Consider the following 24,441-nt stretch of genomic DNA (forward strand, 5'->3'; position numbering starts at 1 on the left):
ATAATTGAGATTAAGGGAAGCAGAAGCCGCTCTCGCGTCTTCTCTACACCGCAGATAGACAGAACTAGCGGGCGGCGTCCGCCATCGCTTGCGCCTGCATCGACAGACGTGCGGCCTGGAAGGCATGGTGCTGGGTCATGGCCTTGTCGGTCCGGTTCAGGCAGTCGAGGATGACTTGCCCGAAGAAGGGGAAGCCAACCTTGCCGCCGACGCGCAGCTCATGCTCACCCTTGTCGTCGACGAGGAGGATCAAATCACCCTCATCGCTGCGACAGAGGTCGAAGTACTTGCGAATCTCGATGGACCCCTTGGTCCCGGTGATAAAGCTGCGTCCGTCGCCCCAACCACGCATACCGTCCGGCGTGAACCAGTTGACACGGGAGAAACATTGCACGCCGTTGTCCAGGATCAGGGAGGCTTGCCCCACATCCTCCAGCTCCGGCTTGTCCGGATTCGCACGATTGTCCACGATGGCATGCGCCACCTTGCCCTCGTCACAACGGGTATAATGCAGGAACTGGTCGAACTGGTGCGAAGCAATGTCGGTCAGGATACCGCCATACCGCGCCTTCTGGAAAAACCATTCCGGCCGGGTCGGCTTGTTCAAGCGATGCGGCCCGAAAATTTCCATGTGCACGATATCGCCAATCGCGCCGCCTTGAATCAACTCGTCCACATACCAGGCCGACTCGACGTGCACACGCTCGGAGTAATACACCAGATACTTCCGGCCGGTTGCATCCGTGATCTTCTTGGCGGCTTCCAGTTGCTCCAGGGTGGTGAAGGGGCACTTGTCGGTCATGTAGTCCTTGCCGGCTTCCATGACCTTGCAACCGATCGGACCGCGCTCGCTGGGAATCGCCGCGGCGGCCACGAGCTGGATCGAATCATCTGCGAGCACCTCGTCAAAGCTGCGGGCCACCTTCGCCTGCGGGAATTGTTCCTTCAGGCTTTCGAGACGCACCGGATCCGTATCATAGATCATCGCCAGCTCGGCACCGGCTTCGGTCAGACCGTTGATCTCACCGAAGATATGCCCGTGGTCGAAATACGCGGCGGCGATCTTGAATTCGCCCGGCTTCACGACGGCCTTGGTGGCCGAGGAAGTCGGGGCATAGTTCATTCCATCTTTGGCATCTGCCATAGTACTGTCTCCGTTGGGGTTGGACTTCGCTTAGTAAGTGCCGGCCAGGTTGGCCACCGTTGCGTTTTCAGAAACCACCTTCTTGTGGGTGGAATTGGCAATCTTGTCCTTCAGGATGGCTTCGTAGGCAGCGGCATCCAAGGGAAGCTCAACCGGCTTCTTTTCAAAGCCGGAATAGAGCATCGCGTTCGCCAGTTCGACCGAGTGGATCCCTTCGGGAGCCGGAGCGATCAGTTTTTCGCCCTTCAGGATGGCATTGGTAAAGTTCTTCATGATCCCGACGTGCTGCTCTCCGTTACCCGAAATCGGAATTTCAATGTTCCAGATATCCGGCTTGCCGAATCCATTCTCAGCTGTCGCGCTGTGCTCCGGTACTGGCTGCTCCGTACGGATGAACTTAAATTCCCCTTTTTCGATGACCACCTTGCCGCGGTCGGCGGCCACTTCCAGGCGGTTGGTACCGGGCGCTTCCCCTGTGGTAGTGATAAACACACCGGTCGCTCCGTTCGGATACTCCAGTACTGCAGTCACCGCATCTTCCACCTCGATATCGTGGAAACGGCCGAACTGGCAGGTCGCGGTCAATTTGCTCGGCATACCGAAAAGCCACTGCATCAGGTCCAGGTTATGCGGGCACTGGTTGAGCAAAACACCGCCGCCTTCGCCGCCCCAGGTGGCACGCCAGCCACCCGAACGGTAGTAGTATTCCGTGCGGTACCAGTCGGTGATGATCCAGTTCACACGTTGCACCTGTCCCAGCTCGCCGCTTTGGATCAGGTCACGCAGCTTGCGGTAGGCCGGATCCGTGCGCTGGTTGAACATGGCCGAAAAGACCAAGTCCTTGTTCGTCCATGCTTCGATCAGACGCTCACAGTCGGCCTTGTGCACCGAAATCGGCTTTTCCACCAAAGTGTGCAAGCCCGCTTGCAGCGCTTCAATGCCCAGCGTGGTGTGGCTGTAGTGCGGCGTCGCGATCAGGACCGCGTCCACCTCGCCCGACGCGATCAGCTCGGAACCTTCCTTGAATTGCTTGAGATCGGCATAACGCTCGTTCTCCAGGCGCTTGGCGTCATGGTCCGCCACCGCCACCAGCTTCAGGCCGGGCACCTTACCATCCAGAATGCTGATTGCGTGGGCTGAGCCCATATTGCCCATCCCGATAATACCAATGCTTACAGAATCTTTTGTAGTCATAAGTCGTTTATCCTAACAAATTCCGGGTCAAAAACCAATGGACAGATGTGCGAATTCTTTGCACTATTCTATCACAGTGACACAGATCCCCACGCTTCCTTTCAATCGCCTGAAGCTGCTTGCCGCTCTGGTGCACGGCACCAGCCGGCCGTGGAACTGGCAGGCCTCCAAGCGGCGCTACTACAATCTTTGGATTGGGCTGGAGGGCCATGGCACACTCGAGTGCGACGACCAGAGCATCGAAGTCGGCCCCAATTATGCATTATTGCTTCATCCCCGTTCCCGCGTCTCGGGGCACAGCGATGTCCCGGTCCGCAATTTCAGCGCCCACTGGCTGCCCCTCCCCATGAGCGAGCAGGCCTGGGAGCTGCCGCAAATTGCGATTCGCATCAACGAGGTCGATACCGCCCACGCCCTGATCCAGGGCTTGATCCGACTTTCCATCTTCCAGGACCCGCTTGCGCGCCAACAGAGCGAATGGATGCTCCTGCAACTGCTGGCACTGGTCTGGCGCGAGTACCACAGCCCCCGCGAATCCGCCGCCGACAATATCATCTACCGCCAGATCGAGCGCATCCGCTCCGGTCAGGACCTGTTTACCTCGGTCGACGAACTCTCCCGCGAAGCGAACCTCTCCCGCATCCACTACAGCCGCTGCTTCCGCCGGATCGCCAACGAACCCCCCAATCGCTTTCTCATTCGACAGCGCATCGAACGGGCCTGTATCCTCCTGCGCAACTCCAACTGGACGATTGAAACAATCGCCGAGACCATCGGCTATTCGGATGTCTACTTCTTCAGCCGGCAGTTCCGCCAGGTCATGCACACGACCCCAAGAAAATTCAGGCACGAACAAGCCTAGTGACGGGGATACGGCGTGTGCGTTGAAGTATAGGTCCTGCAGGCGCCCGCAAGCGGGACACGCCACGCCGTAGGGACGAAGGCGGGCACGCCACGGCGGTTATCAGGAAGGCGGAGGGCGGAGACCTGAAACCTGAAGTTTCTTTGAGGTAGGGACGGATATCCCTATCCGTCCGAGAGGCCTAAGACGCAGACTGCCCATGGCGGCTTCCCGCTTATACCTTTTGGTGGCGCGGCAAAATCATGCGTCCGCAGCGGTGTTGCCAGTGTCGTTCGACGAACCACCCCGTCTGCCGCAAGGGCGGCATCCACCCCTCCTTAGCCAAGGAGGGGAACATAGAAAGCGGGCACGCCACCTTCCTACTTTATAACTTTCCTACCTTTTCACCGGCGAAGCCTGAGCGAAGCCGGTTCCCACTCCAGAGGCCTTGAGCTTGTCGAACGGGAAACGATCGCCTAGGTTTAGAATCCTAACCCTCCTGCCACAACCCAAGATCGCCTACGTGTCCTCCCCCGATCACCCCCATGCCCAGAAATTCGGCACGCCCGCCGAATCCCAAAACACCAACGCCTACCTGCGCCAGCGCATCGGCCTGATACTTGGCCCGGTCCTCTTTCTGGTCCTGCTCCTGATGCCCTCCCCGGAAGGGATGTCGGCCGAAGCCCAACGGGTCGCGGCAGTCGCGGGACTGATGGCCACCTGGTGGATCAGCGAAGCCATCCCGATCCCCGCAACCAGCCTCCTGCCCATCGCGCTCTTTCCCCTGCTGGGCATCATGCCCACGCCCAAGGCGACGATTCCCTATGCCAACCACCTGATTTTCCTCTTCATGGGCGGGTTCATCATCGCGCTGTCCATGCAGCGCTGGAACCTGCACCAACGCATCGCCCTGCACGTCATCCACGCGGTGGGCTTCTCCCCCAACCGTCTGGTCTTCGGGTTCATGCTCGCGACCGGGTCGCTGTCCGCCTTCGTCTCCAATACCGCGACCGCCATCATGATGATGCCCATCGGCATGGCGGTCATGTCGGAGGCCTCCAGCGCGGTCCAGCTCAGCGGCAACGAGCAGGCACGGCAGGCCTCCGCCGCACTCGGCACCAACCTCATGCTCGGCATCGCCTACGCCGCCTCCATCGGCGGGCTCGCCACCCTCATCGGCACGCCCCCCAATACCGTCCTCGCCGGCTACCTGGGAAAGACCTACGGCTACGAAATCTCCTTCGCCAAATGGATGCTGGTCGGCGCCCCCCTCGCCTGTCTCTTTATCCCCCTCTGCTGGCTCTGGCTCACCCGTTTCGCCAATCCCATGAAAGGCCTCGTCCTGCCCAACAGCCGTGAGATCATCGAAGAAGAGCTGCAGAAGCTCGGCAAGATGAGCAAGGGCGAGCGCTGGGCCTCGATTGTCTTCGGCCTGACCGCACTGTCCTGGATCTTCCGGCCGCAAATCGCGCAAGTGTTCCCGCGCCCCGAAATGATCAAGGATGCCACCATCGCGATGGGTGGCGCCATCGCGCTGTTCATGATCCCGGTGGATTGGAAGCGGCTCGAATTTGTCATGAACTGGCAATGGGCGGCCAAGTTGCCCTGGGGCGTCCTGACCCTCTTCGGCGGCGGACTGGCCCTCGCCCAGGGTTTCGACGCCTCCGGCCTGGCCGAATGGACGATCGACCAGGTACAGGTCCTTGAGTCCCTGCCGATCCTCTTTGTCATCATGGGCATTGCCCTGATGGTCACCTTCCTCACGGAGCTGACTTCCAACACCGCCACCTCCACCCTGCTCATGCCCGTCCTCGCCGGCATTGCCATCGGTCTCGGCCAAAACCCACTCCTCCTGCTGGCACCCGCCGCCATCTCCGCCTCCTGCGCCTTTATGCTGCCCGTCGCCACCCCGCCCAACGCCATCATCTTCGGCTCCGGCCAGGTCACCATCCCCCAGATGATGCGGAGCGGCTTCGGCTTGAATCTCATCGGGGTCTTCCTCGTCACCACGATCACCTACCTCTGTCTCATCCCCGCCTTTGATATCGTCCTCGGCGAACTGCCCCAATGGGCGCGCTGAAGCGGAAGAGGCCGGAGACCTCTGGAAGGATGAGGGCGGAGACCTGAGACCTGACTGACAACACCGCAAGCGGACGCGCCCTTCGACCTAAGCTCAGAATAGACAGAAGCATGTCCCTCCATACTACTAGCGAACCATTGAGACAGACGTGATGAACCTGGAGGGATGCGCTTCGCGCGTCCGCCGAGTACACCTAGACCTCGCGTTCGACCACCCCGTCCCCGGCAAGCGGGGACACCCCTCCTAAACTAGGAGGGGAACTTTGAGAGCGAAGCCATCAACACCCAAGAATCTGTGGGGCGTCCGCAAGCGGACACCTGGTGTTATTTCATTCAACAAAAATACAACCCCGCACTCACGGCACAGAAAGGCCGGCCCTTTTGATGGGCCGGCCTGCGGTGGAAATGTCTGGGTCCTGTCTTACTTGAACAGGATCTGCCATTGGGTGTCGCGTGCGGCCCGTGCAGCCTTGATGGCACCCAGGCCGACAAAGCGCTTGTAGTCTTCCCCGACGGTGCGTACGCGGGGATTGGCATAGCCTTCCTCGACCAGCATCTTCTGCAGTTCCGTGTCGATGCCCTTGATCCGGCTGCCACCACCGGTGACCAGGATATTTTGAAGCAAGGTGACGACGGATTCGGAAGGTGCGCGCGTAATGAGTTCCTTTACGGATTCGAAGATACGGTCCAGCAGCTGGTTGCAAGCGTTGCCAACCGTATCCGCGATTTCGATTGTCTGGGTCTTCCCGTTGACGACCACTTTGACATCGATGGGACGGCGGCTTGGGCCGACATAAGAGTGAGCTTCCTTCATCTCGCGAATCTGGAGCAGCGACAGCTTCATGTCGGGATAGATGTGCTCGAGTCCTTTGGTGATGGCGTCGTCGATACTGTCGCCGGCATAGGGGAAGCTTAATTCATCCTCTTTTTTCGGAAAGTAACCTTGAACCAGGCAGAGGTCGGTCGTCCCGGCGCCGATATCGACAAAGAGTGAATTTTGCACCGGATCGACATAGTGAGGCTCATGCAGGCGCGAATCTTCGCGATAGCCGAGTGCGGCGAGGAAGGGCTCGGGGATGATCAGGATGCGGTCGAACACACCGGTCACTGCGCTGCGAAGCACTTCTTTGGACTGTGCGCTGGTATTGGCCGGCATGCCGATCACGGCACGGATCTCGCCGGCTCCGTCGGGGGCGACCATCTCTCGCATATGACGGAGCAGGTCGCGGGTCGCTTTCACATTGTTGATCACGCCGTCTTTGAGCGGCCAGACCAGATCCAGGTGCAGCTTGTTCTGGATCGCATCCTCACCATAGAAGATTTCGTCATTGGACGGCAGGATGCCGTTGACCAAGCCGTCGCGGACATACCCGACCACGGATGGAAGGAGCTTGCTGACGTTATAGTCGGACGAGTTCTCGTTTCCCGAGAGGATGAAGGAGGTATTGGTTCCGAGGTCGAGGCCTACAAATAGAATCCCGTTGTTCTTTCCGGTTTTCCTGACTTCGGCCGGTTTGGCTTCGGTCTCTTCGACCACGGCACTTGAGCTATCTGATTTCATAGTAGTTTTCTCTGTTTGGGTTAGACTCTTTGATACGATAGAATGTGTCGGCCTCAGCGGTTGTTGCGTTCCTCATCCAGCATCGCGTCGATCATGCCCGCGAGGTCCAGCCCGCCACCCGGTGCGGGCTTGTGTTGGCCGCCGGTGGCGGATCTGGTTTCAGCTGTGGCATTGCCTGCGGGCTCTCGCGGGGCGGATGGTGACATTGCAGGCGGGGTACTTGCCGCTTGTGCGGACAGGTCGGGGCGATGCCGGCGCATCAATTCGACTGTCCGGCGTATATCCTCAAGCCGGTGTTTCTCCTGAATCAGGATGCTCTGGAGTTCCTGTGGTGTCAGGACGGGCTGGCTGGAGGCTTCGCCATTCAGGTCCCGGGTGATCCCGTCGAGCTTGAATTCGGCCTCCTCGTGCCGCTCTGCAAAATAAAGTTCCCACACCTCGCGGAATTGCGCGCGTATTGTTTCCAATGGGTCGTGTAGGGTAAGCATATAGGCGGTGCTCTGCGTCACTAAAGAAGGGCGTAACAAAGCTTCGGGGGGCCCCAAGTCAATCCGTTTTTAAAATCCATAAGTTACTGTGAATCAAAAGGTTCATACCTCCGTAAGGTATCCCATGGCATCCCCTGGGGGCTTGGACTTCTGCCGGTCTGGAACATGCCTCAAAAGCGGGCTTCGGTGTTTTCTGTACCCATGTCGGGATCATTGCTTGGCTACCTCGCCGTAGATCCCGTATGCCCAGGCAATTGCAGGCTCTAACCAGTTGGTAGCGAGCGGGATAATACTTCGACCCGACTTCCAACCCGGACAGGGTCGCACGAAGATGAGTCACAGTGAGGTATTTTTTTTAGCCCGTTATGCCTCAAAGCGATGCAGAACTCGACGCGATTGCCGCACCGCGGAAGCCGTTCGTATGAATCTGGAGGGATGCGCTTCGCGCGTCCGCCGAGAATCCCCAGGCCTCGCGAACGGATAGGGAATATCCGTCCCTACCTCCCTGAAAAAGGGTAAGCACATTCCCAAAATAAAACGTCGCTGTAAGCATTCACGCGCGTGCGTCCCGCCTTAGCGGGGTCCATTAACGGCGTTGAGCCCTGCGTAGCCCAGGCGTAGCGGGGTGACAAACCATCGTTGTTGAAAGCATCATTTTGCCATTAATGATTCTGCCTACCCAAAAGTGCCGGCCCATCCCTCCGTCCCCGCGAATCAAGGTTTGTTCGCCATGCAATTAGTTTCATAAATTCCTGCCGCTCGGGTCCGGCAGGCGGGCAATGTGTGCTCGCCAACCGCGAATCATCCTGACTAGCTTGACCGTTTGCCCCGACATACGGGCTACCGCAATCTCGAACCAACGCGGGCATCCCCGCGGAAGCGACACTTACAGTGAGCCACAAACCCAAAAGCATCTTCATTCTTAACGACGCAACATTCGGACAGATCTACTCCGAAACGAGCCTCCAACGGATCCATGAACTCACCGATGTGATCCACGGACAATTAAACCGGGACACCTGGGAGGCGTCCAAGGCAGTCCTCGCGGAAGTCGAGTACATCTTCTCCGGCTGGGGCATGCCCAACATGGATGCAGACTTCCTGGAAGCCTGCCCCAAGCTGAAGCATGTCTTTTATGGCGCCGGCTCGGTCCGCGCCTTCTACACCGAGGCCGCCCGTGCCCGCGGCATCGGGCTCTGCTCCGCCTGGCGCGCCAATGCGATCCCGGTCGCGGAATTCGCCCACGCCACCATCCTGCTCGCACTCAAGAAATTCTGGCGCATCAACCGCATGATCTCGGAGAAGCGTCAATGGGAACGCACACTCGCCGTGCCCGGTGCCTACGATAGCACCGTCGGCCTGGTCTCCCTCGGCGCGATCGGCCGCATGGTCGCCGAACGCCTGGGCACCCACCACCTCAAGATCGTCGCCTACGACCCCTTTGCCAACCCGGCCCAAGCTGAAGCGCTCGGAGTCAAACTGGTCTCGCTCGAAGAGCTGTTCGCCACCTCCGATGTCATCAGCCTGCACACGCCCAACCTGCCGGAGACCCGGGGACTGGTCAGCCGCGCCCTCCTCGAGTCCATGAAAGAAGGCGCCACCCTGATCAATACCGCACGCGGTGCCGTCATTGACGAACCCGCCATGGTCGACGTCCTGCGGGCCCGCCCGGACCTCGATGCGCTCCTTGATGTCACCGTCAATGAGCCCGTGCCGGAAGACGACCCGCTCTGGGACCTCCCCAACGTCGTCATCACCCCCCATATCGCCGGCAGCCTCGACAACGAATGCCAGCGCATGGGCCAGTACATGGTCGAGGAATGCGAACGCCTCCTCCAAGGCGCCCCCCTCCAGCACGAAGTCACCGAAGCCATCTTTAAGACCATGGCTTAGCGGCCGGAGGCCGTTTGCCGACGCTCGACCGACAGTGAATGGCTTACTGCCCCGCAGCTTATTGGGGGGGGATGGATCCGCCCTCAAAGTTCCCCTCCTAGATTAGGAGGGGTGTCCCCGCTTGCCGGGGACGGGGTGGTCGATCAGCGAGGTCTAGTGTACTCGGCGGACGCGCGAAACGCATCCCTCCATTGATTTGCGGAACGATATCTCTGACTGGAAGAGTGGAGGGCCTGATCCCGTATCACGCAAGGTTCTTATAGTCTGTCCCTTACAGCTCTTATCCCTTACAGCTCTACGGAAAGAGTCCATTTAGCAGGGCATCGAACCCCTCCCCCGCTTCGCGGTCCCCCTCCCCTGCAAGCAGAGGAGGAGTTGTTAGGCTCCGTATCCCGCCCTCCAGACGGCGCAGCCGCCTGTCTAGAACAGATCCGTCTCGTAGTCCGAGGGGGGACGGATCACGCCGCGGTAGGGATACAGCGGCGCAGTGCGGGGCGCGAATTCGATCACAATCGGGCGCGCCTCGCTGTCAACCGATGCGGCCGACTCGGCGGCTGTATAAGTAGACTCGTTTACGCTGCGGGAGAGGGGCGACATGACCGCGGCAAAATCACCGACCTGCGCAGCCAGGTCCTCGGCCTGGTCAAAAACAAGTGCCACATCGCCGAACCGTTCGACCGCCTCCGCGGTAATCGTCGAGATTTCGATGCCGGGCGAGGAAGCGGGACCGGCACCGGCCAGCCGCTGGCCGTCACGCAAGAGGTAATCCTGTCCGCGGCGGTCCGTATAGCGAAGGCTGCCTTCCTTGCATTCCATCTGGAAAGTGTAAATCCGGCTACGCTCGTCGTAGCGTATCTCGATCAACCACAGCGCGGAACGCAGGGTGATGCGGCCGACCGGAACCTCGAAGATCAATTGGGAGCCAACGGGAAGGCTCCGGCTGTCCAGCACCAGACGCCCGCTCCGCAAGTTCAGGATCATGCGGCTGAGTCCGGGAGGATCACCCGCCCCGCTTGCCATCTGCTCGAAACGCTCGAAGGCAAAATAACCGGGCCCGGACCAGGCGAAACGCATCCCGTTCGAGGTCTTGGCATACACGGTGGATACCGCCTCCGCACGCAAGTCGAACACACCCGGATAATAATAGGGCAAGGCCGCATCCGCCAACTGCACACGCGCCGTCCCCACCGACTGGAGCCCGGCCCGGCCGTCGACTTTGATCACGCAGCTCCCGCCATGCAGCCAGCTGTCCGACTGCGCCCGGGCCACCGGCATCCCGGAAAGCAGGCAAAGGAAGACAAGACAAAATTGCTGCGCGCTCATAGGATACGAAGTTTCTGCTGCAGACGACGGGCCGCCTCATTGTCCGGATCAATCTCAAGCGCCCGGTCCACCGAGCTGCGGGCCGCTTCCATCTCTTCGGGGAAATGTCCCAAATACGCAGCCCAAAAATAGTTCGCATTGCTGTTCAGCGGCGCCAGTTCGAGCGCCCGCAACAAAGCATCCCGAGCCCCGTCGGCATCGCCGGCAAAGCCCAGCGCGATGCCCAGTTGCGCCCAGGACTCCCAATACACGTCGCAGGCCTCGACCGCCTGTCGCGCCGCCTGCACCGCCGGCTCGGCATCGATCGAATAGCTCGCGGGATTGCGGAAAAAGAGCTGGCAATAAGCCGAGCTCAGGCCGATCCAGGCATCCACGTTTTGCGGATTCAATTCGGTCGCCGTCTGGAATCGGGCCAGGGTCTCGTCCAGCAGGGCATCATTCCCGGACAAGTGGACCCGCGCCCGCACCAGTTGCTCCAGACGCTGCTCCGCCAGGAGCGCTTCCCCCTGCGAAGCCAGACGCGGCTGGCTGTAGCGAAGGAAGAGCAGGCCAAGCACCAGCGAAAGCACCAGATAGCCCCAACGTGCCCACAAGCTGCCGGGAATCTGCAAATTGCGGCTAAAGCGGATCTTGACCACCACCGCCAGTGCGACCACAGCGGTCAGGCACAAGGCCGGCACCATCGCGACAAAGTGGAAGCCCGCACAGGTCAACAAGACCAGCAGCCCGCACAGTCCGAAAGAGAGGAAATAGCGCTGCGGCGGCATGGTCCGGCCCTTCCGGTCCCGGAAGCTGACCTCGTAGTCCTCCTTCCTCCAGCGGCGGTAGGCACGGACAATCACGATCACCAGAGGCACCAGCAGCAGGACCGCCCCGATCAAGCCATACTCCGACAAGAGCAGCAAATAGTCGTTCTCCGGGCTGCTTGCCACGCCCGAAAAGGCCCGTGTCCCACTCTGCGCCATATGCAGGGGGAAGCTGCCCGCGCCCTGCCCCCACACCGGACTCGCGACAAAACCGTCAAGCGCCTCCGCCCACAGCTTTAGCCGAACCGCCTCGCCATCGGCGGACAGCGCATCGGACATCAGGTTCTGCAGGCGCGGATAGAAGAAATAAATCGAGACCAGCAAGCCGAAGAAAAGTAGGTTTCCTGTCACCCCGGCCAGAAATGCCGTCCGCCGCCGGCGGAAGCTAAACCAGGGCACCAGGAAGAAGGCCAGGACCAAGGGAATGGCCGCCCATAAAACCTGGGCAAAAAAGGCCCCCAGCAGTAGCATGAGCGACAGGTAAAAGGCCAGCAGCCGCACGATCACGGGCAGGCGGGGCACGATCGCGATCACCGCCATCGCCACCATGATCACCAGCAGGTAGCTCGCGTAGGTATTCGGATCCCCGAAACTGCCGGTCGCATGTCCGAGAAAAACCGGGTCCATCCGTAGGGAATAGCCCGCCAGGGCATCCGCAAAGAGCGAAGGCTTCTGGAAGAACTGGTAGAAACCCATGAAGACCACCCGGGCCGCCGGTGCCAGCACACAGAGCAGCAGCACGGTCAGATGCCCCCGGGTCCGCAGGTTGTTGACCAGCACCCAGAACACAACGAAGGCCTGCAGGCACGCAATCCAGACATAGCTCCCCAGCCAGGGAGTCGCCGTGATCCAATGGGCACTGAGCCCCATCCACAGGACGAAGGGAAGGAAGGCCAGCGGCACGTAGCTGATCCGCTTCGTGCTGTCGTCCCGGTTCACTGCCAACCAGAGCCCGTGCAGAACGATCAGCACCCCGTAGAGCGGCAAAATCAGCAGCTGGGTTTCCGGCCGCACCCCACCGAGTGCCAAGGTATTCAAGGCAAGGATCGCCCCCAGGCAGAAAGTGACCCACCAGTCCACAAAGTTGCCCCAGCTCAGGCGGCCGAAATAACGGAGGTTACCGGACTTATCAATCAAGGATGGCATACGTGCGGGTCAGGCAGAAAATCAAAACGCACATTACTCCTGCTCAATGATTTAAAAACAACCCTAAAACGGTCACAGTCCTGTGAATGAAACCACTAATGCACACGGATACGCACGAATGGCGTACAACGGCGTAGTTTTGAACCCCGCTACGCCTGAAGGCTACGCAGGGCTTAATGCCGTTAATCCGCCTTCGTGCCTACGGCGAGACAGGTGAACGTTAATTTACGTGAATGGCTTACATCCCGCATCTTTTTTTTTGGAGGCGTACTCAAATTCCCCGCCTTGGTTAAGGCGGGGTGGCTGACGCTCAGCGGCCCGCCCTGAGCTTTGCCTGCCATGAGCTTTGCCTGCCATGAGCATGTCGAATGGTCGAATGGTCGAACCAACCAGGAATGGCTGGTAATCCCGCAGAATCAGGGATGGAGGGACGCGCTTCGTCGCGTCCGCCGAGGCCTGCTGGATTGCTCTACATTTCTATGGTTAGGCAAAATCATGTCTACCGCGACCTGGTTTGGATCCCGCTCTGAAATAAAAAACCCGCCCGGCACTCTGACTCATAGCACTCACCCACTTTATGACCGGCGACGACGGTTCATACTCCGGCCGCACCGCTAGGTGCTGCCGGGAAACACCAAAGCTTGAATTCTCCGCCCGATTGCATTCCCTTAGTCCCCCGCTGCCCATGAAAAAAGTCATTCTCATCTCCGGACTCCTCATCCTCCTGTCCGCTTTCTCCCTCCGCGCCTACTTCGCCTTCGTCCCCCCGCCCGAAGCCAGCTTCCACGGCGTCCTGTCCGAAGCCATCCCCAGCGAGCTGCCCGGCTGGGATATCAAGGACATGGACATGGCCGACTCCCCCGAGTCCAGCGAACGGATCTCCCGCTTCCTTAATTTTGATGATGCCCTCTTCCGCGTCTTCCAAAAGGACGATACCTTCGTCGGCCTCTACGTCGCCTACTGGACCCCCGGCAAGGCCTCCTACCGCTGGGCCGGCGCCCATACGCCCGACACCTGCTGGGTACTCAACGGATGGACCCGGGAGGACCGCAAGTACAGCGTCCCCTTCGGATCCGATGATTCCGATTTTCAGCCCGCCGAATTCGGCGTCTACTCTAAAGACGGCAATTTCCAGAATGTCTACTTCTGGCACCTCGTCGGCGGGAGCTCCTTCGGGTATAAACAGGAAGGCATGCCCAATATCTTTGGCGCGCTCATCGATATCAAATCGCATGGCCTGAACCTGCGCCAGGAACAATTCTTCATCCGCCTCTCCAGCAACAAGAGCCTGGAAGAATTGAAAGCCACTCCCGGATTCAACGAGATCCTCAAAAGTCTCGCACCACTCGGACTCGCCGCAGACCCGATCGTCGACAGTGTGGAGTAAGTGACCCGCCTGAGCGGGGTTGTACGGCCATTCCAGATCGGCTCAACGAACCGCCCCGTCTGCCGCTTCGACCATTCGACAAGCTCATGGCAGGCAAAGCTCAGGGCGGGCCGCTGCGCGCCATCCACCCCGCCTTAACCAAGGCGGGGAATTTGAGTGCTGCCCCCTAAAAAATGCGGAGCTGTAAGCATTCACGTGCTCTGCGCGCTCTGCGGCATTAAGCCCGAATGGCACTACTTTAAGGACAAATTGAAGGGTTCCTATTGCAACAAAGCGTCGCTCGTAGTGGCTGCTTTAGCTGCCATATTCAGCATCCTAAGCCTCCTCGGCTCGATGGCGACTGAAGTCGCCACTACGATAAGAAGCTTAAAGTAGTGCCATTCGCATTAAGCCCTGCGTAGCCTTTTAGGCGTAGCGGGGTTAAACCTACGTGGATGTACGCCATTCGTGTTCATCAGTGCGCATCCATCCAACAGGCCTCGGCGGACGGATAGGGATATCCGTCCCTACCTCCCTTAAAAAATGCGGGGTTGTAAGGATTCGTGCCTATTCGTGGTTCCAAATCATCAGTGCGCTCGCGTCCCGCCTTCGTTCCTACGGCGTGGCATGCCCGCCTGAGCGGGGTTGTACGGCCATTCCAGATCGGTTCAACGAACCGCCCCGTCTGCCGCTGCGCGACCTTCCTCAGCTCTCAGGTTTCAGACCTCATCCTTCCCTGAGGCCATGGCCTCTGCCGCCTCCTCTCAGCCAAACACCCGGGCGGGGTTCCCAAAAACCTTCTGACCGGCTTGGACCGAACGAATCACCACGGCACCGGCACCGATAACAGCACCATCTCCCACCGTCTTGCCCGGGATGATGCGTGCTCCTGATCCGAGAAAAACGCCTTCGCCCAAGCGAGTATGGCCGGTCAGGTCACAATGCCCACTCACTGTTGTCCAAGCTCCGATCTGCACATCGTGCCCGGCACTGCTGTGACAGTTAATAATTACGAAGTCTCCAATCCGGACATCCGATGTGAGGACTGCTTGCGGGCACACTATAACCCCCTTACCGAGCGAAACATTCTGCCCGCAGACCACTGAAGGATGCACTAGACTAATAAACTGGGCGCCCCGGGCACGCATCCGCTCACAGATTGATTTTCGAATCTCGGACGTGCCCACAGCACATAGAAACAACGCATCCTCTTCAAAAACGAAACCATCCACCGTTCCCACAACACCAACAGGATACTCAAAGCCATCCAGTGCGGTAGGATTATCATCCAGAAATCCGGCAATATTCCAGAGCTGCCCCGCATCCGGGTGCTGCATCGCCCACGCATATACCTCGCGACCAAAGCCCCCAGCGCCGATTATATAGAGAGATTTCACGCTTAGCTCTTTCCTCCCACTTGTAGCCCATAGCCGCCATCCACCGGCATCGTCACACCCGTCATCCAAGTCGCCTTCTCGGAAAGCAGAAAAACGACGGCATTCGCCACATCAACGGGACGCCCCTCTCCCAGAGGATAGCCGGCGAAGTGTTGCTCCAAAACCTCTGACGAGATCGCATCAGCCGAGGCATCCGCCATTTCACCCCGCACCATTCCCGGAGCCACCGCATTCACCCGGATCCGACGTCCCGCTAATTCCAAGGCCAAACAACGCATGGATGCTTCCAAGGCTGCCTTGCTTCCAGCGTAGGCCGCGTATCCTTTCGTCCCACCCCCGGCAGCAACCGATGATATCCAGACAATTGAAGCACCCTCGTTCAATTTCTTCTGACGCAACAGTTCACGGGTCACCTGGAGCGGAGCTTCTGCATTCAGCTGAAAACAAAGCCTGAGCTCATCATCCTTCAAATATTTCAGTGGTTTGACCGGGGCAAGCCCTGCGGCATAAACCACACCATCCAATGGCCTCACCTGCTTGGCGAGTTCGGCAATCGCGGCCGAATCCGATAAGTCACAGGGCACAGACTCGATCTCCTTCGACACAGTAAGTCGCCTTAAGCGCTCAGAATCCCGCGCACTCACGACAACAGTCACCCCCGCGTGTGCACATGCATTGACCACAGCAAGCCCAAGGGTTCCCGTCGCGCCTAAAACGAGTATCCGTTTCCCTTGTGATGTGGTCTTAGCGGACATCAACCTTTCTTAGTTTGAATGAGCTTATAAAGCGCTTCCAAGGTACTTGGGGACTTCAACTCGTCCGCCTTCAAGTTCACGCCATACTCAAAGTCGACCATGGAAATAACACTAAGCAGTGCGAGCGAGTCCCATTGCGGTAGGTTACGATAATCAGTCTGAGGTCCGACAGCATCAGCTTCCAGATCCTCGACTGCTTCAACAAAATCAGAGATAAATTGATCTAAACTCATATGGCTTCAGGAGTCACATTCAATCGACTCAAACTTCAACAAGTTCACAAGTCTTTAATTTGTCTATACTTAGAACGACACTGGCCCAAGACAGGCCAACACCAAAACCTGAAAGTAGCAAACGACGGGGTTCGTCTCCTCCCAACACTTCCCTCAGCTCACCGCAGATCGCACTCGGAATTGAGGCGCTGCTTTGATTGCCAAAACGTTCCACCGTCCGCATCGGGACTTTGGAAGGGTCGATCTTCAAGCGTTTGGCGATATTGCCCAGGATATAGCGGTTGGCTTGGTGAAACACGAAGTAATCGACGGCCTCCGTATCCAAGCCTGCATAATCGAGCATCTCACGCACCGCCTTCGGCTCGACCTGTATCGAAAAATTGAATATCTCGGCCCCGTCCATGTACAAGTTCGCGGGGGTCCGAACATTACCCGCCTCATCCTCCGACTCCACCGCGCTCTCCGGCGACAAGGGAAAACGGGCCGCTCCCGCCGGCACGATCAGTTTGTCATAGCCCAACCCATCCGTCTCCAGGCTGAACCAGGCCGGACCATGGCCGTTATCCCTTTCCAGCAAGGTCGCACTGCCGCCATCCCCGAAAACCGGCGCAACCGCTCGGTCCCGCGGATGCACGAGGCGGCTGATCGTGTCACCTGCCAGCAACAACACCCGTTCACAGCCCCCCGAAGCCATCATCAAATGGGCTAACCACAGCCCGTAGACATAGCCCGAGCAGCCCAGATTCACATCCAGCGCCGCACAGTCTTTACGACAGCCCAAGCGCCCGTGCAGGACAGCCGCATTGCAAGGTTGCAGGTAGTCCGGCGTCTGCGTCACGCAGATCAGGGCATCGACCGACTCAACCGGAGTCGTTGTTCCTTCCAGCACACGTCGGGCCGCGGCCTCGCACAAGTCCGCAGCGGTCGTCGTTTCATCCACGACCCGCCGCCGGTCCAGTCCGATCGTTTTCTTCAGTCGCGCGATCTGCTGCAGATTGCCCCCAAACAACTCGACTTCGTCGTCTATACATTTTTCGGTGACAGGGACAGCAGTGACAATTCCACTGATTCGGACATTTTCGATCCGGCATTTGGGCATACAAACAACATGAAATCCTTCCCCTACGAATGAAAGCACATTCTTTCCTCCGGCGCAGGCTGCCAGTACAGTCCTCACCTCCCAAATCCCGGATCGCGTATCTCGCATCAGGCCATCCGCCCCTCAACGAACAACGATCCACTCGACCCGCACCCGCTATGAAAGCGACTTGCGCCGACCCGGAATCGCACTATTCATCGTTGTTAGCCACCCCAACAATCGGATCCGACAACAGACACGAATGGCCACGCTCTCCGAAATCCAAACCCTGACGCTCGAATGTATTCGCCTCCTCGCGGATGATTTCCAACTGGAAGCCCTGCAGGCCCCTCAACTCGACAGCCCGCTATACGGCACAGGTGGCACACTCGACAGCATGGCCTTGGTCAATCTGATCGCCGATCTCGAAGATGCCGTCTCGGAACAATGGGGCCAATCCATCACACTGGCCGACGAAAAAGCCATGTCGGCCAAAAACTCGCCCTACCGGACCGCGGAGACCCTGAGTCTGGCCATCCAGGAACGACTCGAATCATGAAACGCATCGTCATTACCGGCACCCGCAAAGGAATCGGAAAGCACCTTGCGGAATACTACCTTTCCCAAGGCTGGCAGGTCGCCGGCTGTAGCCGGGGCGAAGCCTCCATCACCGCGGACGCCTACCTGCACTACAGCCTGGATGTGGCGGATGAGGCCACGGTCGTCGAAATGGCCCGTGATCTCAAAAAGCGCTGGGGAGGCCTCGATGCCCTGATCAATAATGCAGGGATCGCGTCCATGAACCATGCGCTCCTTACCCCGGGTGACACGGTGCATCGCATACTCAATACCAATGTCGTCGGAACCTTTCTCTTCTGCCGGGAAATGGCCAAGCTGATGCGCGGGAACAAGGCCGGACGCATCGTGAATTTCACCACGGTTGCGCATCCTCTTAACTTGGAAGGCGAAGCCATCTACGCAGCCAGCAAGGCGGCTGTAGAAAGCCTGACCCGCATCCTCGCGCGGGAACTCTCCAGCCTCTCAATTACTGTCAATGCAGTCGGCCCCACTCCAGTGGAAACCGACCTGATCCGGGGCGTCCCTGCAGCCAAAATGGATGCCCTACTCGCCCGGCAAGCCATCCCGCGCCTCGGCGAGGTGCGGGATATTCTCAATGCCGTCGACTTTTTCCTGCGTCCCGAGAGTGACTTCATTACGGGTCAAGTCCTCTATCTCGGCGGCGTCAATTGACCGCTGACAGCGAAGACATGACGGACTGGATCGAAGCTCGGCTCGCTGCCTTTGCAGAACGGACGGCCGGACATGAAGCCGGAAAAGCCTACACCTACGGCCAGTTGCTCGAAGGCGTGAGAACGCTGCGCGATCAACTTAGTTCCTTGCCCGAGCCCAGGATTCTCGCCGTCCAGACCGGATCTGTGATCGAGGGGCTCATTGCACTGTTGTCAATGGCACCGACCACTCATACCGCAGTCCCCATCCCCGACAGCCTGCCGGAGCCGCTGCGCCAAATGATGCGGGAGGTGAGCCACTGCGATGCGATCCTCCGCACCTCCGGTCCGACCTGGACGCTTGAAAACACCACCCGAAACTCCACCCCGAAACCGGAGTTGTATCAGTCACTGAAGGGAAGCGGACTGGTACTTTTCAGCAGTGGTACCACTGGACAACCGAAAGCCATGCTACACGAACTGCGGGCGCTCTTGGACCGCTATCAAACCGTCCAGCCCCGCGACGATCGCACCCTCCTACTCCTTCTTTTTGACCATATCGGCGGTCTCGATACCGCATTCCGTAGCATTTTCGCCGGCGCGTTTTTGGCGATTCCCGACCAACGTACCCCCAACGCGATCGGTCAGGCCATCCAGACACATGCCATCACCGTGCTTCCGGCCTCCCCAACATTCCTCAACCTGTTACTGCTTGCCGGCGTTCAGGAAACGTACGATTGCAGCTCGCTCCGGATCATCGCCTACGGTGCGGAAGCGATGCCCGAGCCGCTGCTGCACCGTCTCATCCACGCCTTCCCATCCGTTGAGTTCCAGCAAAAGTTCGGCACCAGTGAAACCGGTAGCATCCGGATCAAGAGTGCCGGAAACGACAGCCTCGAATTCCGCATCCAAGACTCGGCCATCGAATGGAAAATAGTCGATGGTGAGCTCTGGCTTCGCTCCCCTTCCCGAATCCTCGGCTACCTCAATTCCCCCAACGACTCCCTCGAAGCCGAAGGCTGGTACCGGACCGGCGACCTCGTCCAAGAGACTCGTCCCGGCACACTTCGGATCCTGGGCCGCACCAATACCGTCATCAATGTAGGCGGGCAAAAAGTGCTGCCTGCAGAAGTCGAAGCCGCTCTGGCCAGTCTCCCCGAAATCGAAGCCTGCGAAGTCTATGGCGTCGAAGATCCGATTGTCGGCCAGGCCCTCGCATGCCGCTTAGTCACGCAGTCCGAGGCAACGGCACGTGAATGGAAAAAACGGATACGTCAACACTGCCGTGGTCGACTCGAACCGTGGAAAATCCCCAGCTTGGTCCAAGTCGTCAAGGAGCTCAGCCTCACCCACCGCATGAAACGAAAAGACACCAGCCCTGGGGCGAACGATTCAAGAAAAGCCGCAAGGTGAAGTGAGCCACGGGAGTTTTGTACCCCGCTACGCCTGAAGGCTACGCAGGGCTAGGCTCGAATGGCACTACTTTAAGGACAAATTGAAGGGTTCCTATTGCAACAAAGCGTCGCTCGTAGTGGCTGCTTTAGCTGCCATATTCAGCATCCTAAGCCACCTCGGCTCGATGGCGACTGAAGTCGCCACTACGATAAGAAGCTTAAAGTAGTGCCATTCGGGCTTAATGCCGTTAATCCCGCCAGCAAGCGCGTGGATCTGACAACAATGATTTCAGTTTGGGAGGATTGTAATCCGCTCCTAACATTCCCCTCCTTGGCGAAGGAGGGGTGGATGCCGCCTAAGCGGCAGACGGGGTGGTTCCGCGAACGACACTGACAATCGCTGGAACGGACGCGCGGAAGCGCGTCCCTCCATTCTGCGGGCGACCCCATGAAAGAACGCGTGATTGCTGGAAGCATCATTTGCCTCTCCAACGACAGGCCTCGGCGGACGGATAGGGATATCCGTCCCTACCTCCCGGAATGTATGCGGCGCTGTAGGCATTAACGTTAACGCGCGTGCGTCCCGCCTCCATTCCTCTACGGCGTGGCGTGTCCCGCCTCCATTCCTCTACGGCGTGGCGTGTCCCGCCTCCATTCCTCTACGGCGTGGCGTGTCCCGCCTTAGCGGGATCCATTAACGGCATTAAGCCCTGCGTAGCCTTCAGGCGTAGCGGGGTCCAAAACCACACCGTTGTACGCCATTCCAGATGGGTACGACGAACCACCCTGTCTGCCGCTTCGACCATTCGACCATTCGACATGCTCATGGCAGGCAAAGTTCATGGCAGGCAAAGCTCAGGGCGGGCCGCTGCGCGTCAGCCACCCCGCCTTAACCAAGGCGGGGAATTTGAGTACGCCTCCAAAAAAAAAGATGCGGGATGTAAGCCATTCACGTAAATTAACGTTCACCTGTCTCGCCGTAGGCACGAAGGCGGATTAACGGCATTAAGCCCTGCGTAGCCTTCAGGCGTAGCGGGGTTCAAAACTACACCGTTGTACGCCATTCGTGCCCATCCGTGTGCATGGTCCGGTCTTCCTCAAAGCGAAATCCGGCACGCCACGCCGTAGGAACGAAGGCGGGTCGTCGCTACGCTCCTCGGAACGTGGCATTAGCCCCGCGTAGCCTTCAGGCGTAGCGGGGTGAAAAATCCGTAGCTGTACGCCTAGTTGTAAGCGGATTATGCGTTATGATTTCCGCTGCGCGGAGACCGCTTATGACCGCTAATGTGACGCTTCCGCCTTCGTTCCTACGGCGTGACGTGAATACCTACAACTCCGCATCCATTTTTGTGGTTTGGATTCTGTAAGGCCAATAATGCTCCCCCAAATCACCAGCGCGCTCGCGTCCCGCCCTAGCGGGATTGTAAGCCATTCGTGCACATTTGTGCCCATTCGTGGTTCCAAACTCTCACACCGTTGTCAGCACGTCCAACAAACAACACCCGCCTCCCCTTCAGGTTTGTTCCTTCATCCCTCAAAGCAAGCCCTCAGGGCTTGCTTTCCTCTTCCTCCACCTCGTCCGGGTTGATATCGGACATGTCGGTGAACTCTTCCAGCTGCTTGGGCTTGTGAGCGACGGGCGACTGGATCTTGCCGCCCTTGAAACCGGTGGCCTTGATCTCGATCGTGCCGAGATTCTCGATGCCGAGGTTTTCGGTCAGGGTCCGGGTCAAATGGCTCTTGAGCAGCTGCTCGATCTCGCGCATGCGCCCGCCGCTGGTCAGCTTGAAGCCGATCTGCAGGTGGGTCTTGTTGCGCTGGGTCCGGATCTTGACGCTGGGCTTGGCGATGGCCTCGACCTGCGCGCAGGAGGTCTGCACCAGCTCGACGATGGCCGACTGGCTGACCAGCACCCGCCCGCTGTCCGTGGTGTAGGCCACCACGCTCTTGGGCTTGAGCTTGCGCACCAGAAAGGAGAGCAGGAGCAGGACAAAAAGGACCAGGGCGATGACCGCCCAGATCATGGGGTCCACCTTGCTGATCAGATCAATGATGCTTTCCCAGTTCATAGAAAAAGCCGCGGGGCGAGGCACCGCGGCTGTGATTCAAATTTTAGTCGGTGTGGGGTTGGTCTTCCCACTCTTCGCGGCTTTTCGGCTCTTCCGTACGGACCCCGTCGATGATGACGTTGACCCGGGCGACGCTCTTGCTGGTCATTTTTTCGACCTGCTCGGCCACACGCTGCTGGATATGACCGGCCACCACGGCCAGCTCGACACCGAAGCGCAGGATGACGCGAATCTCGATCTTGTAGTCGCCGACCTCGTCCTCATCCACGCGTACGCCGCGCTCGTCGCCCTTCTTGGAGAAAATTTCGGCGATGCCGTCGACAAAACCGCCGCCGACTGCTGCGACGCCGGAGACTTCGAGAGCCGCGAGACGAACGATGCTCGCCACCACGCTGTGGTTGATACGGATATCACCGAGGGTATTCGACTCTTCGGAAACCGTGGGGATCTTTGTTTCCGGACTGGATTCGGGTTCCTTGCTCATATTGACTGGTAACTTAGCAGCTATCGCCTAGGTGTAAAGGTCCTTAGGCACTCGCGTGACAAATTCTTCCACATACTTGGTGGTGGCTTTGCCCTCACGGAAGTGGGGGTCGCGGATAATCGCGCGGGAGAAGGGAATATTCGTGCTGATCCCGCGGATGATGTATTCACCCAGCGCGCGGTCCATCCGGTCGAGGGCCAGCTCACGGGTCTTCCCGTAGGTGATGATCTTGCTGATCATGCTGTCGTAGTGCGGCGGGATGGTGTAGCCGCCATAGACGTGCGAGTCGATCCGCACCCCGTGACCGCCGGGCGAGTAGTAGAGGGAGATCTCACCGGGACAGGGCGCGAAATTGCGGCCCGGGTCCTCGGCGCAGACGCGGCACTCGATGGCGTGGCGCAGGAACTTGATTTCCTTCTGCTCGTAGCTCAGCTTCTGCCCGCTGGCGATGAGGATCTGCTCCTTGACCAGGTCCACACCGGTGACTTCTTCCGTCACCCCGTGTTCCACCTGGATCCGGGTGTTCATCTCGATGAAATAATAGTTCTGCTTCTCGTCGACCAGGAACTCGATCGTGCCGGCCCCCTCGTAGTTCACCGATTTGGCCAGCTTGACCGCGTCCCGGCCCATTTTCTTCCGGACATCGTCCGAGATGAAGGGCGACGGCGCCTCCTCGATCAGCTTCTGGTGGCGGCGCTGCACGGAGCAGTCCCGCTCGCCCAAATGGATGACATTGCCGTGCTGGTCGCCGAGCACCTGGATCTCGATGTGGCGCGGGGCCTCGAGGAACTTCTCGATATAGACCGCGCCGTTGCCGAAGGCCTTTTCCGCCTCGTTGCGGGCGCTGGCATATTCCTTGGCAAAAGCCACCGCATTGTGCGCGGTACGCATGCCCTTGCCGCCACCGCCGGCCACCGCCTTGATGATGACAGGGAAACCGATCTTCTTGGCCACCTCGAGGGCGTCCTTTTCGTTGTCGACCGTGCCTTCACTGCCGGGAATGACCGGCACCTTGGCCTGGACGGCCATCTCGCGGGCACGGGCCTTGTCCCCGAAATTGATAATCGCATCGGCGCCGGGCCCGATGAACTTGATGTTGCAGCGCTCGCACTGCTCCGCGAAATCCGCGTTTTCGGCGAGGAAGCCGTAGCCCGGGTGGATCGCGTCGACATCGGCGATTTCCGCGGCCGCGATGATCCGGTCGGCCTTCAGGTAGCTCTGGTTGCCCGCCGGGGGCCCGATGCAGATGGCCTCGTCCGCCAGCTGCACGTGCAGGGACTGCTCATCCGCCTCCGAATACACGGCGAGGGTCTTGATCCCGAGCTCATTACAAGCGCGGACGATCCGGAGCGCGATTTCACCCCGGTTGGCAATAAGGACCTTTTTAATCATCCGGGGTTTCAAGCAGTTTTGACTTTGAAGAGCGGCTGGCCGTATTCCACGGCTTCACCGTTTTCGACCAGGACCTCGGTAATGGTCCCGCTGAGCTCCGACTGGATCTCGTTCATCACCTTCATCGCTTCGATGATGCAGACCACGCTGTCCGCCGAGACCTTCGTGCCGACATCGGCAAAGACCGCACTCTCCGGAGAGGGCGCGCGGTAGAACGTCCCCACCATGGGCGACTTGATCACGGAAATGCCCTTTTCTTCGGCCGGCTTTTCCGGCGCGGGTGCTTCTGCGGTGGCGACCGGGAAGGGAGGCGTGGTGGCCGCCATGGGCGCCGCATGCACGATTTGCGGGATCACATCGCCGTTCTTGCGGCTGAGGCGCAGCTTGAAGCCTTCTTCTTCCAGTTCGAACTCGGTGAGTTCCGAGCGTTTCATGAGGTCGATTACCTGTTTAATTGCTTTTAAGTCCAAGGTCGTGTCCTGTTCTGAGGGTTGATTCCGGAAGGCCGCCACCGCCGCCTTCCGTGGTATTGTTGAAACTCGGTGACAAAATAAGGCGAGCTTTTAGGA

General features: G+C 59.0%; 21 protein-coding genes. 7 read left to right on the forward strand and 14 right to left on the reverse strand.

Features of this window, described 5'->3' with window-relative positions:
* Nucleotides 1–64 precede the first annotated feature (64 nt).
* Together O2597_RS17485 and O2597_RS17490 are read right to left on the reverse strand one after the other, a co-directional pair.
* Nucleotides 65–1,144, reverse strand: coding sequence for a Gfo/Idh/MocA family protein (locus O2597_RS17485; RefSeq protein WP_269526898.1), 1,080 nt, complete (start codon nt 1,142–1,144; stop codon nt 65–67).
* 30 nt (nt 1,145–1,174) lie between these two features.
* Entirely contained in the window at nt 1,175–2,338 is a 1,164-nt protein-coding gene (locus O2597_RS17490) for a Gfo/Idh/MocA family protein (protein WP_269526900.1), read from the reverse strand.
* Between the two features lie 76 nt (nt 2,339–2,414).
* Between O2597_RS17490 and O2597_RS17495 the strand changes: the two genes are divergently transcribed.
* Entirely contained in the window at nt 2,415–3,200 is a 786-nt protein-coding gene (locus O2597_RS17495) for a helix-turn-helix transcriptional regulator (protein ID WP_269526902.1), read from the forward strand.
* A 502-nt stretch (nt 3,201–3,702) separates the two neighbouring features.
* A complete protein-coding gene (locus O2597_RS17500; protein ID WP_269526904.1) occupies nt 3,703–5,259 on the forward strand; it encodes an SLC13 family permease in 1,557 nt (518 codons plus the stop codon).
* 420 nt (nt 5,260–5,679) lie between these two features.
* On the opposite strand, the gene beeR is transcribed toward O2597_RS17500, so the two are convergent.
* The gene (gene beeR, locus O2597_RS17505) at nt 5,680–6,819 is read right to left on the reverse strand and encodes a BeeR family actin-like protein (RefSeq protein WP_269526906.1); all 1,140 of its coding nucleotides are present in this window, start codon (nt 6,817–6,819) and stop codon (nt 5,680–5,682) included.
* Nucleotides 6,820–6,872: 53 nt separating this feature from the next.
* Nucleotides 6,873–7,307, reverse strand: a complete 435-nt coding sequence (locus tag O2597_RS17510) for a hypothetical protein (RefSeq protein WP_269526908.1) — start codon at nt 7,305–7,307, stop codon at nt 6,873–6,875.
* Between the two features lie 891 nt (nt 7,308–8,198).
* Between O2597_RS17510 and O2597_RS17515 the strand changes: the two genes are divergently transcribed.
* The gene (locus O2597_RS17515) at nt 8,199–9,200 is read left to right on the forward strand and encodes a hydroxyacid dehydrogenase (protein WP_269526910.1); all 1,002 of its coding nucleotides are present in this window, start codon (nt 8,199–8,201) and stop codon (nt 9,198–9,200) included.
* Nucleotides 9,201–9,620: 420 nt separating this feature from the next.
* On the opposite strand, the gene O2597_RS17520 is transcribed toward O2597_RS17515, so the two are convergent.
* Both O2597_RS17520 and O2597_RS17525 read right to left on the reverse strand, forming a co-directional pair.
* The gene (locus tag O2597_RS17520) at nt 9,621–10,523 is read right to left on the reverse strand and encodes a hypothetical protein (RefSeq protein WP_269526912.1); all 903 of its coding nucleotides are present in this window, start codon (nt 10,521–10,523) and stop codon (nt 9,621–9,623) included.
* Nucleotides 10,520–12,475 carry an O-antigen ligase family protein gene (locus O2597_RS17525; protein WP_269526914.1) on the reverse strand — a complete coding sequence of 652 codons (1,956 nt, stop codon included), beginning with the start codon at nt 12,473–12,475 and terminating at the stop codon, nt 10,520–10,522. Before O2597_RS17525 ends, O2597_RS17520 begins: the two co-directional genes overlap by 4 nt.
* A 685-nt stretch (nt 12,476–13,160) precedes the next feature.
* Between O2597_RS17525 and O2597_RS17530 the strand changes: the two genes are divergently transcribed.
* Nucleotides 13,161–13,862 (forward strand): exosortase-associated EpsI family protein, encoded by a 702-nt coding sequence (locus tag O2597_RS17530; protein WP_269526916.1) that lies wholly within the window; start codon nt 13,161–13,163, stop codon nt 13,860–13,862.
* A 743-nt stretch (nt 13,863–14,605) separates the two neighbouring features.
* Here O2597_RS17530 and O2597_RS17535 read toward each other — a convergent pair.
* From O2597_RS17535 to O2597_RS17550, 4 genes are read right to left on the reverse strand one after another with little or no spacing between them, the layout of a single operon-like run.
* Nucleotides 14,606–15,238, reverse strand: a complete 633-nt coding sequence (locus O2597_RS17535) for an acetyltransferase (RefSeq protein WP_269526917.1) — start codon at nt 15,236–15,238, stop codon at nt 14,606–14,608.
* Between the two features lie 2 nt (nt 15,239–15,240).
* On the reverse strand, nt 15,241–15,993 hold the full coding sequence (locus tag O2597_RS17540; RefSeq protein WP_269526919.1) for an SDR family NAD(P)-dependent oxidoreductase: 753 nt from the start codon (nt 15,991–15,993) through the stop codon (nt 15,241–15,243).
* Nucleotides 15,993–16,226 (reverse strand): acyl carrier protein, encoded by a 234-nt coding sequence (locus O2597_RS17545; RefSeq protein WP_269526921.1) that lies wholly within the window; start codon nt 16,224–16,226, stop codon nt 15,993–15,995. The genes O2597_RS17540 and O2597_RS17545 overlap by 1 nt, the downstream gene beginning before the upstream one ends.
* 28 nt (nt 16,227–16,254) lie before the next feature.
* Nucleotides 16,255–17,325 (reverse strand): 3-oxoacyl-[acyl-carrier-protein] synthase III C-terminal domain-containing protein, encoded by a 1,071-nt coding sequence (locus O2597_RS17550; protein ID WP_269526923.1) that lies wholly within the window; start codon nt 17,323–17,325, stop codon nt 16,255–16,257.
* 241 nt (nt 17,326–17,566) lie between these two features.
* Here O2597_RS17550 and O2597_RS17555 point away from each other — a divergent pair, with 241 nt between their 5' ends.
* The 3 genes from O2597_RS17555 to O2597_RS17565 are packed head-to-tail and all read left to right on the forward strand — an operon-like array spanning nt 17,567 to nt 19,946.
* Nucleotides 17,567–17,863: a hypothetical protein gene (locus tag O2597_RS17555; RefSeq protein WP_269526925.1), complete on the forward strand. Its 297-nt coding sequence runs from the start codon at nt 17,567–17,569 to the stop codon at nt 17,861–17,863.
* A complete protein-coding gene (locus tag O2597_RS17560; RefSeq protein WP_269526927.1) occupies nt 17,860–18,555 on the forward strand; it encodes an SDR family NAD(P)-dependent oxidoreductase in 696 nt (231 codons plus the stop codon). The genes O2597_RS17555 and O2597_RS17560 overlap by 4 nt, the downstream gene beginning before the upstream one ends.
* A gap of 17 nt (nt 18,556–18,572) precedes the next feature.
* A complete protein-coding gene (locus O2597_RS17565; protein WP_269526929.1) occupies nt 18,573–19,946 on the forward strand; it encodes an AMP-binding protein in 1,374 nt (457 codons plus the stop codon).
* A 1,528-nt stretch (nt 19,947–21,474) separates the two neighbouring features.
* Here the strand turns inward: O2597_RS17565 and O2597_RS17570 are convergent.
* Genes O2597_RS17570 through accB form a run of 4 tightly spaced genes read right to left on the reverse strand, consistent with a single transcriptional unit; the run spans nt 21,475 to nt 24,306 of the window.
* On the reverse strand, nt 21,475–21,996 hold the full coding sequence (locus O2597_RS17570; protein WP_269526931.1) for an Asp23/Gls24 family envelope stress response protein: 522 nt from the start codon (nt 21,994–21,996) through the stop codon (nt 21,475–21,477).
* 43 nt (nt 21,997–22,039) lie between these two features.
* The gene (locus tag O2597_RS17575; protein ID WP_269526932.1) at nt 22,040–22,480 is read right to left on the reverse strand and encodes an Asp23/Gls24 family envelope stress response protein; all 441 of its coding nucleotides are present in this window, start codon (nt 22,478–22,480) and stop codon (nt 22,040–22,042) included.
* 27 nt (nt 22,481–22,507) lie between these two features.
* Complete coding sequence (accC, locus tag O2597_RS17580) at nt 22,508–23,872, reverse strand: acetyl-CoA carboxylase biotin carboxylase subunit (RefSeq protein WP_269526934.1); 1,365 nt, start codon at nt 23,870–23,872, stop codon at nt 22,508–22,510.
* An 8-nt stretch (nt 23,873–23,880) separates the two neighbouring features.
* Entirely contained in the window at nt 23,881–24,306 is a 426-nt protein-coding gene (gene accB / locus O2597_RS17585; RefSeq protein ID WP_425603764.1) for an acetyl-CoA carboxylase biotin carboxyl carrier protein, read from the reverse strand.
* Nucleotides 24,307–24,441: the final 135 nt, after the last annotated feature.

This window comes from Coraliomargarita parva (genome assembly GCF_027257905.1).
Classification (GTDB): domain Bacteria; phylum Verrucomicrobiota; class Verrucomicrobiia; order Opitutales; family Coraliomargaritaceae; genus Coraliomargarita_A; species Coraliomargarita_A parva.

Excerpts from the sequence above, each read along its gene's own strand:
- O2597_RS17485 (WP_269526898.1), bottom strand. The coding sequence starts at position 1,144 with ATGGCAGATGCCAAAGATGGAATGAACTATGCCCCGACTTCCTCGGCC.
- O2597_RS17490 (WP_269526900.1), bottom strand. The coding sequence starts at position 2,338 with ATGACTACAAAAGATTCTGTAAGCATTGGTATTATCGGGATGGGCAAT.
- beeR (WP_269526906.1), bottom strand. The coding sequence starts at position 6,819 with ATGAAATCAGATAGCTCAAGTGCCGTGGTCGAAGAGACCGAAGCCAAA.
- O2597_RS17510 (WP_269526908.1), bottom strand. The coding sequence starts at position 7,307 with ATGCTTACCCTACACGACCCATTGGAAACAATACGCGCGCAATTCCGC.
- O2597_RS17520 (WP_269526912.1), bottom strand. The coding sequence starts at position 10,523 with ATGAGCGCGCAGCAATTTTGTCTTGTCTTCCTTTGCCTGCTTTCCGGG.
- O2597_RS17525 (WP_269526914.1), bottom strand. The coding sequence starts at position 12,475 with ATGCCATCCTTGATTGATAAGTCCGGTAACCTCCGTTATTTCGGCCGC.
- O2597_RS17530 (WP_269526916.1), top strand. The coding sequence starts at position 13,161 with ATGAAAAAAGTCATTCTCATCTCCGGACTCCTCATCCTCCTGTCCGCT.
- O2597_RS17540 (WP_269526919.1), bottom strand. The coding sequence starts at position 15,993 with ATGTCCGCTAAGACCACATCACAAGGGAAACGGATACTCGTTTTAGGC.
- O2597_RS17545 (WP_269526921.1), bottom strand. The coding sequence starts at position 16,226 with ATGAGTTTAGATCAATTTATCTCTGATTTTGTTGAAGCAGTCGAGGAT.
- O2597_RS17550 (WP_269526923.1), bottom strand. The coding sequence starts at position 17,325 with ATGCCCAAATGCCGGATCGAAAATGTCCGAATCAGTGGAATTGTCACT.
- O2597_RS17555 (WP_269526925.1), top strand. The coding sequence starts at position 17,567 with ATGGCCACGCTCTCCGAAATCCAAACCCTGACGCTCGAATGTATTCGC.
- O2597_RS17560 (WP_269526927.1), top strand. The coding sequence starts at position 17,860 with ATGAAACGCATCGTCATTACCGGCACCCGCAAAGGAATCGGAAAGCAC.
- O2597_RS17565 (WP_269526929.1), top strand. The coding sequence starts at position 18,573 with ATGACGGACTGGATCGAAGCTCGGCTCGCTGCCTTTGCAGAACGGACG.
- O2597_RS17570 (WP_269526931.1), bottom strand. The coding sequence starts at position 21,996 with ATGAACTGGGAAAGCATCATTGATCTGATCAGCAAGGTGGACCCCATG.
- O2597_RS17575 (WP_269526932.1), bottom strand. The coding sequence starts at position 22,480 with ATGAGCAAGGAACCCGAATCCAGTCCGGAAACAAAGATCCCCACGGTT.
- accC (WP_269526934.1), bottom strand. The coding sequence starts at position 23,872 with ATGATTAAAAAGGTCCTTATTGCCAACCGGGGTGAAATCGCGCTCCGG.
- accB (WP_425603764.1), bottom strand. The coding sequence starts at position 24,306 with ATGAAACGCTCGGAACTCACCGAGTTCGAACTGGAAGAAGAAGGCTTC.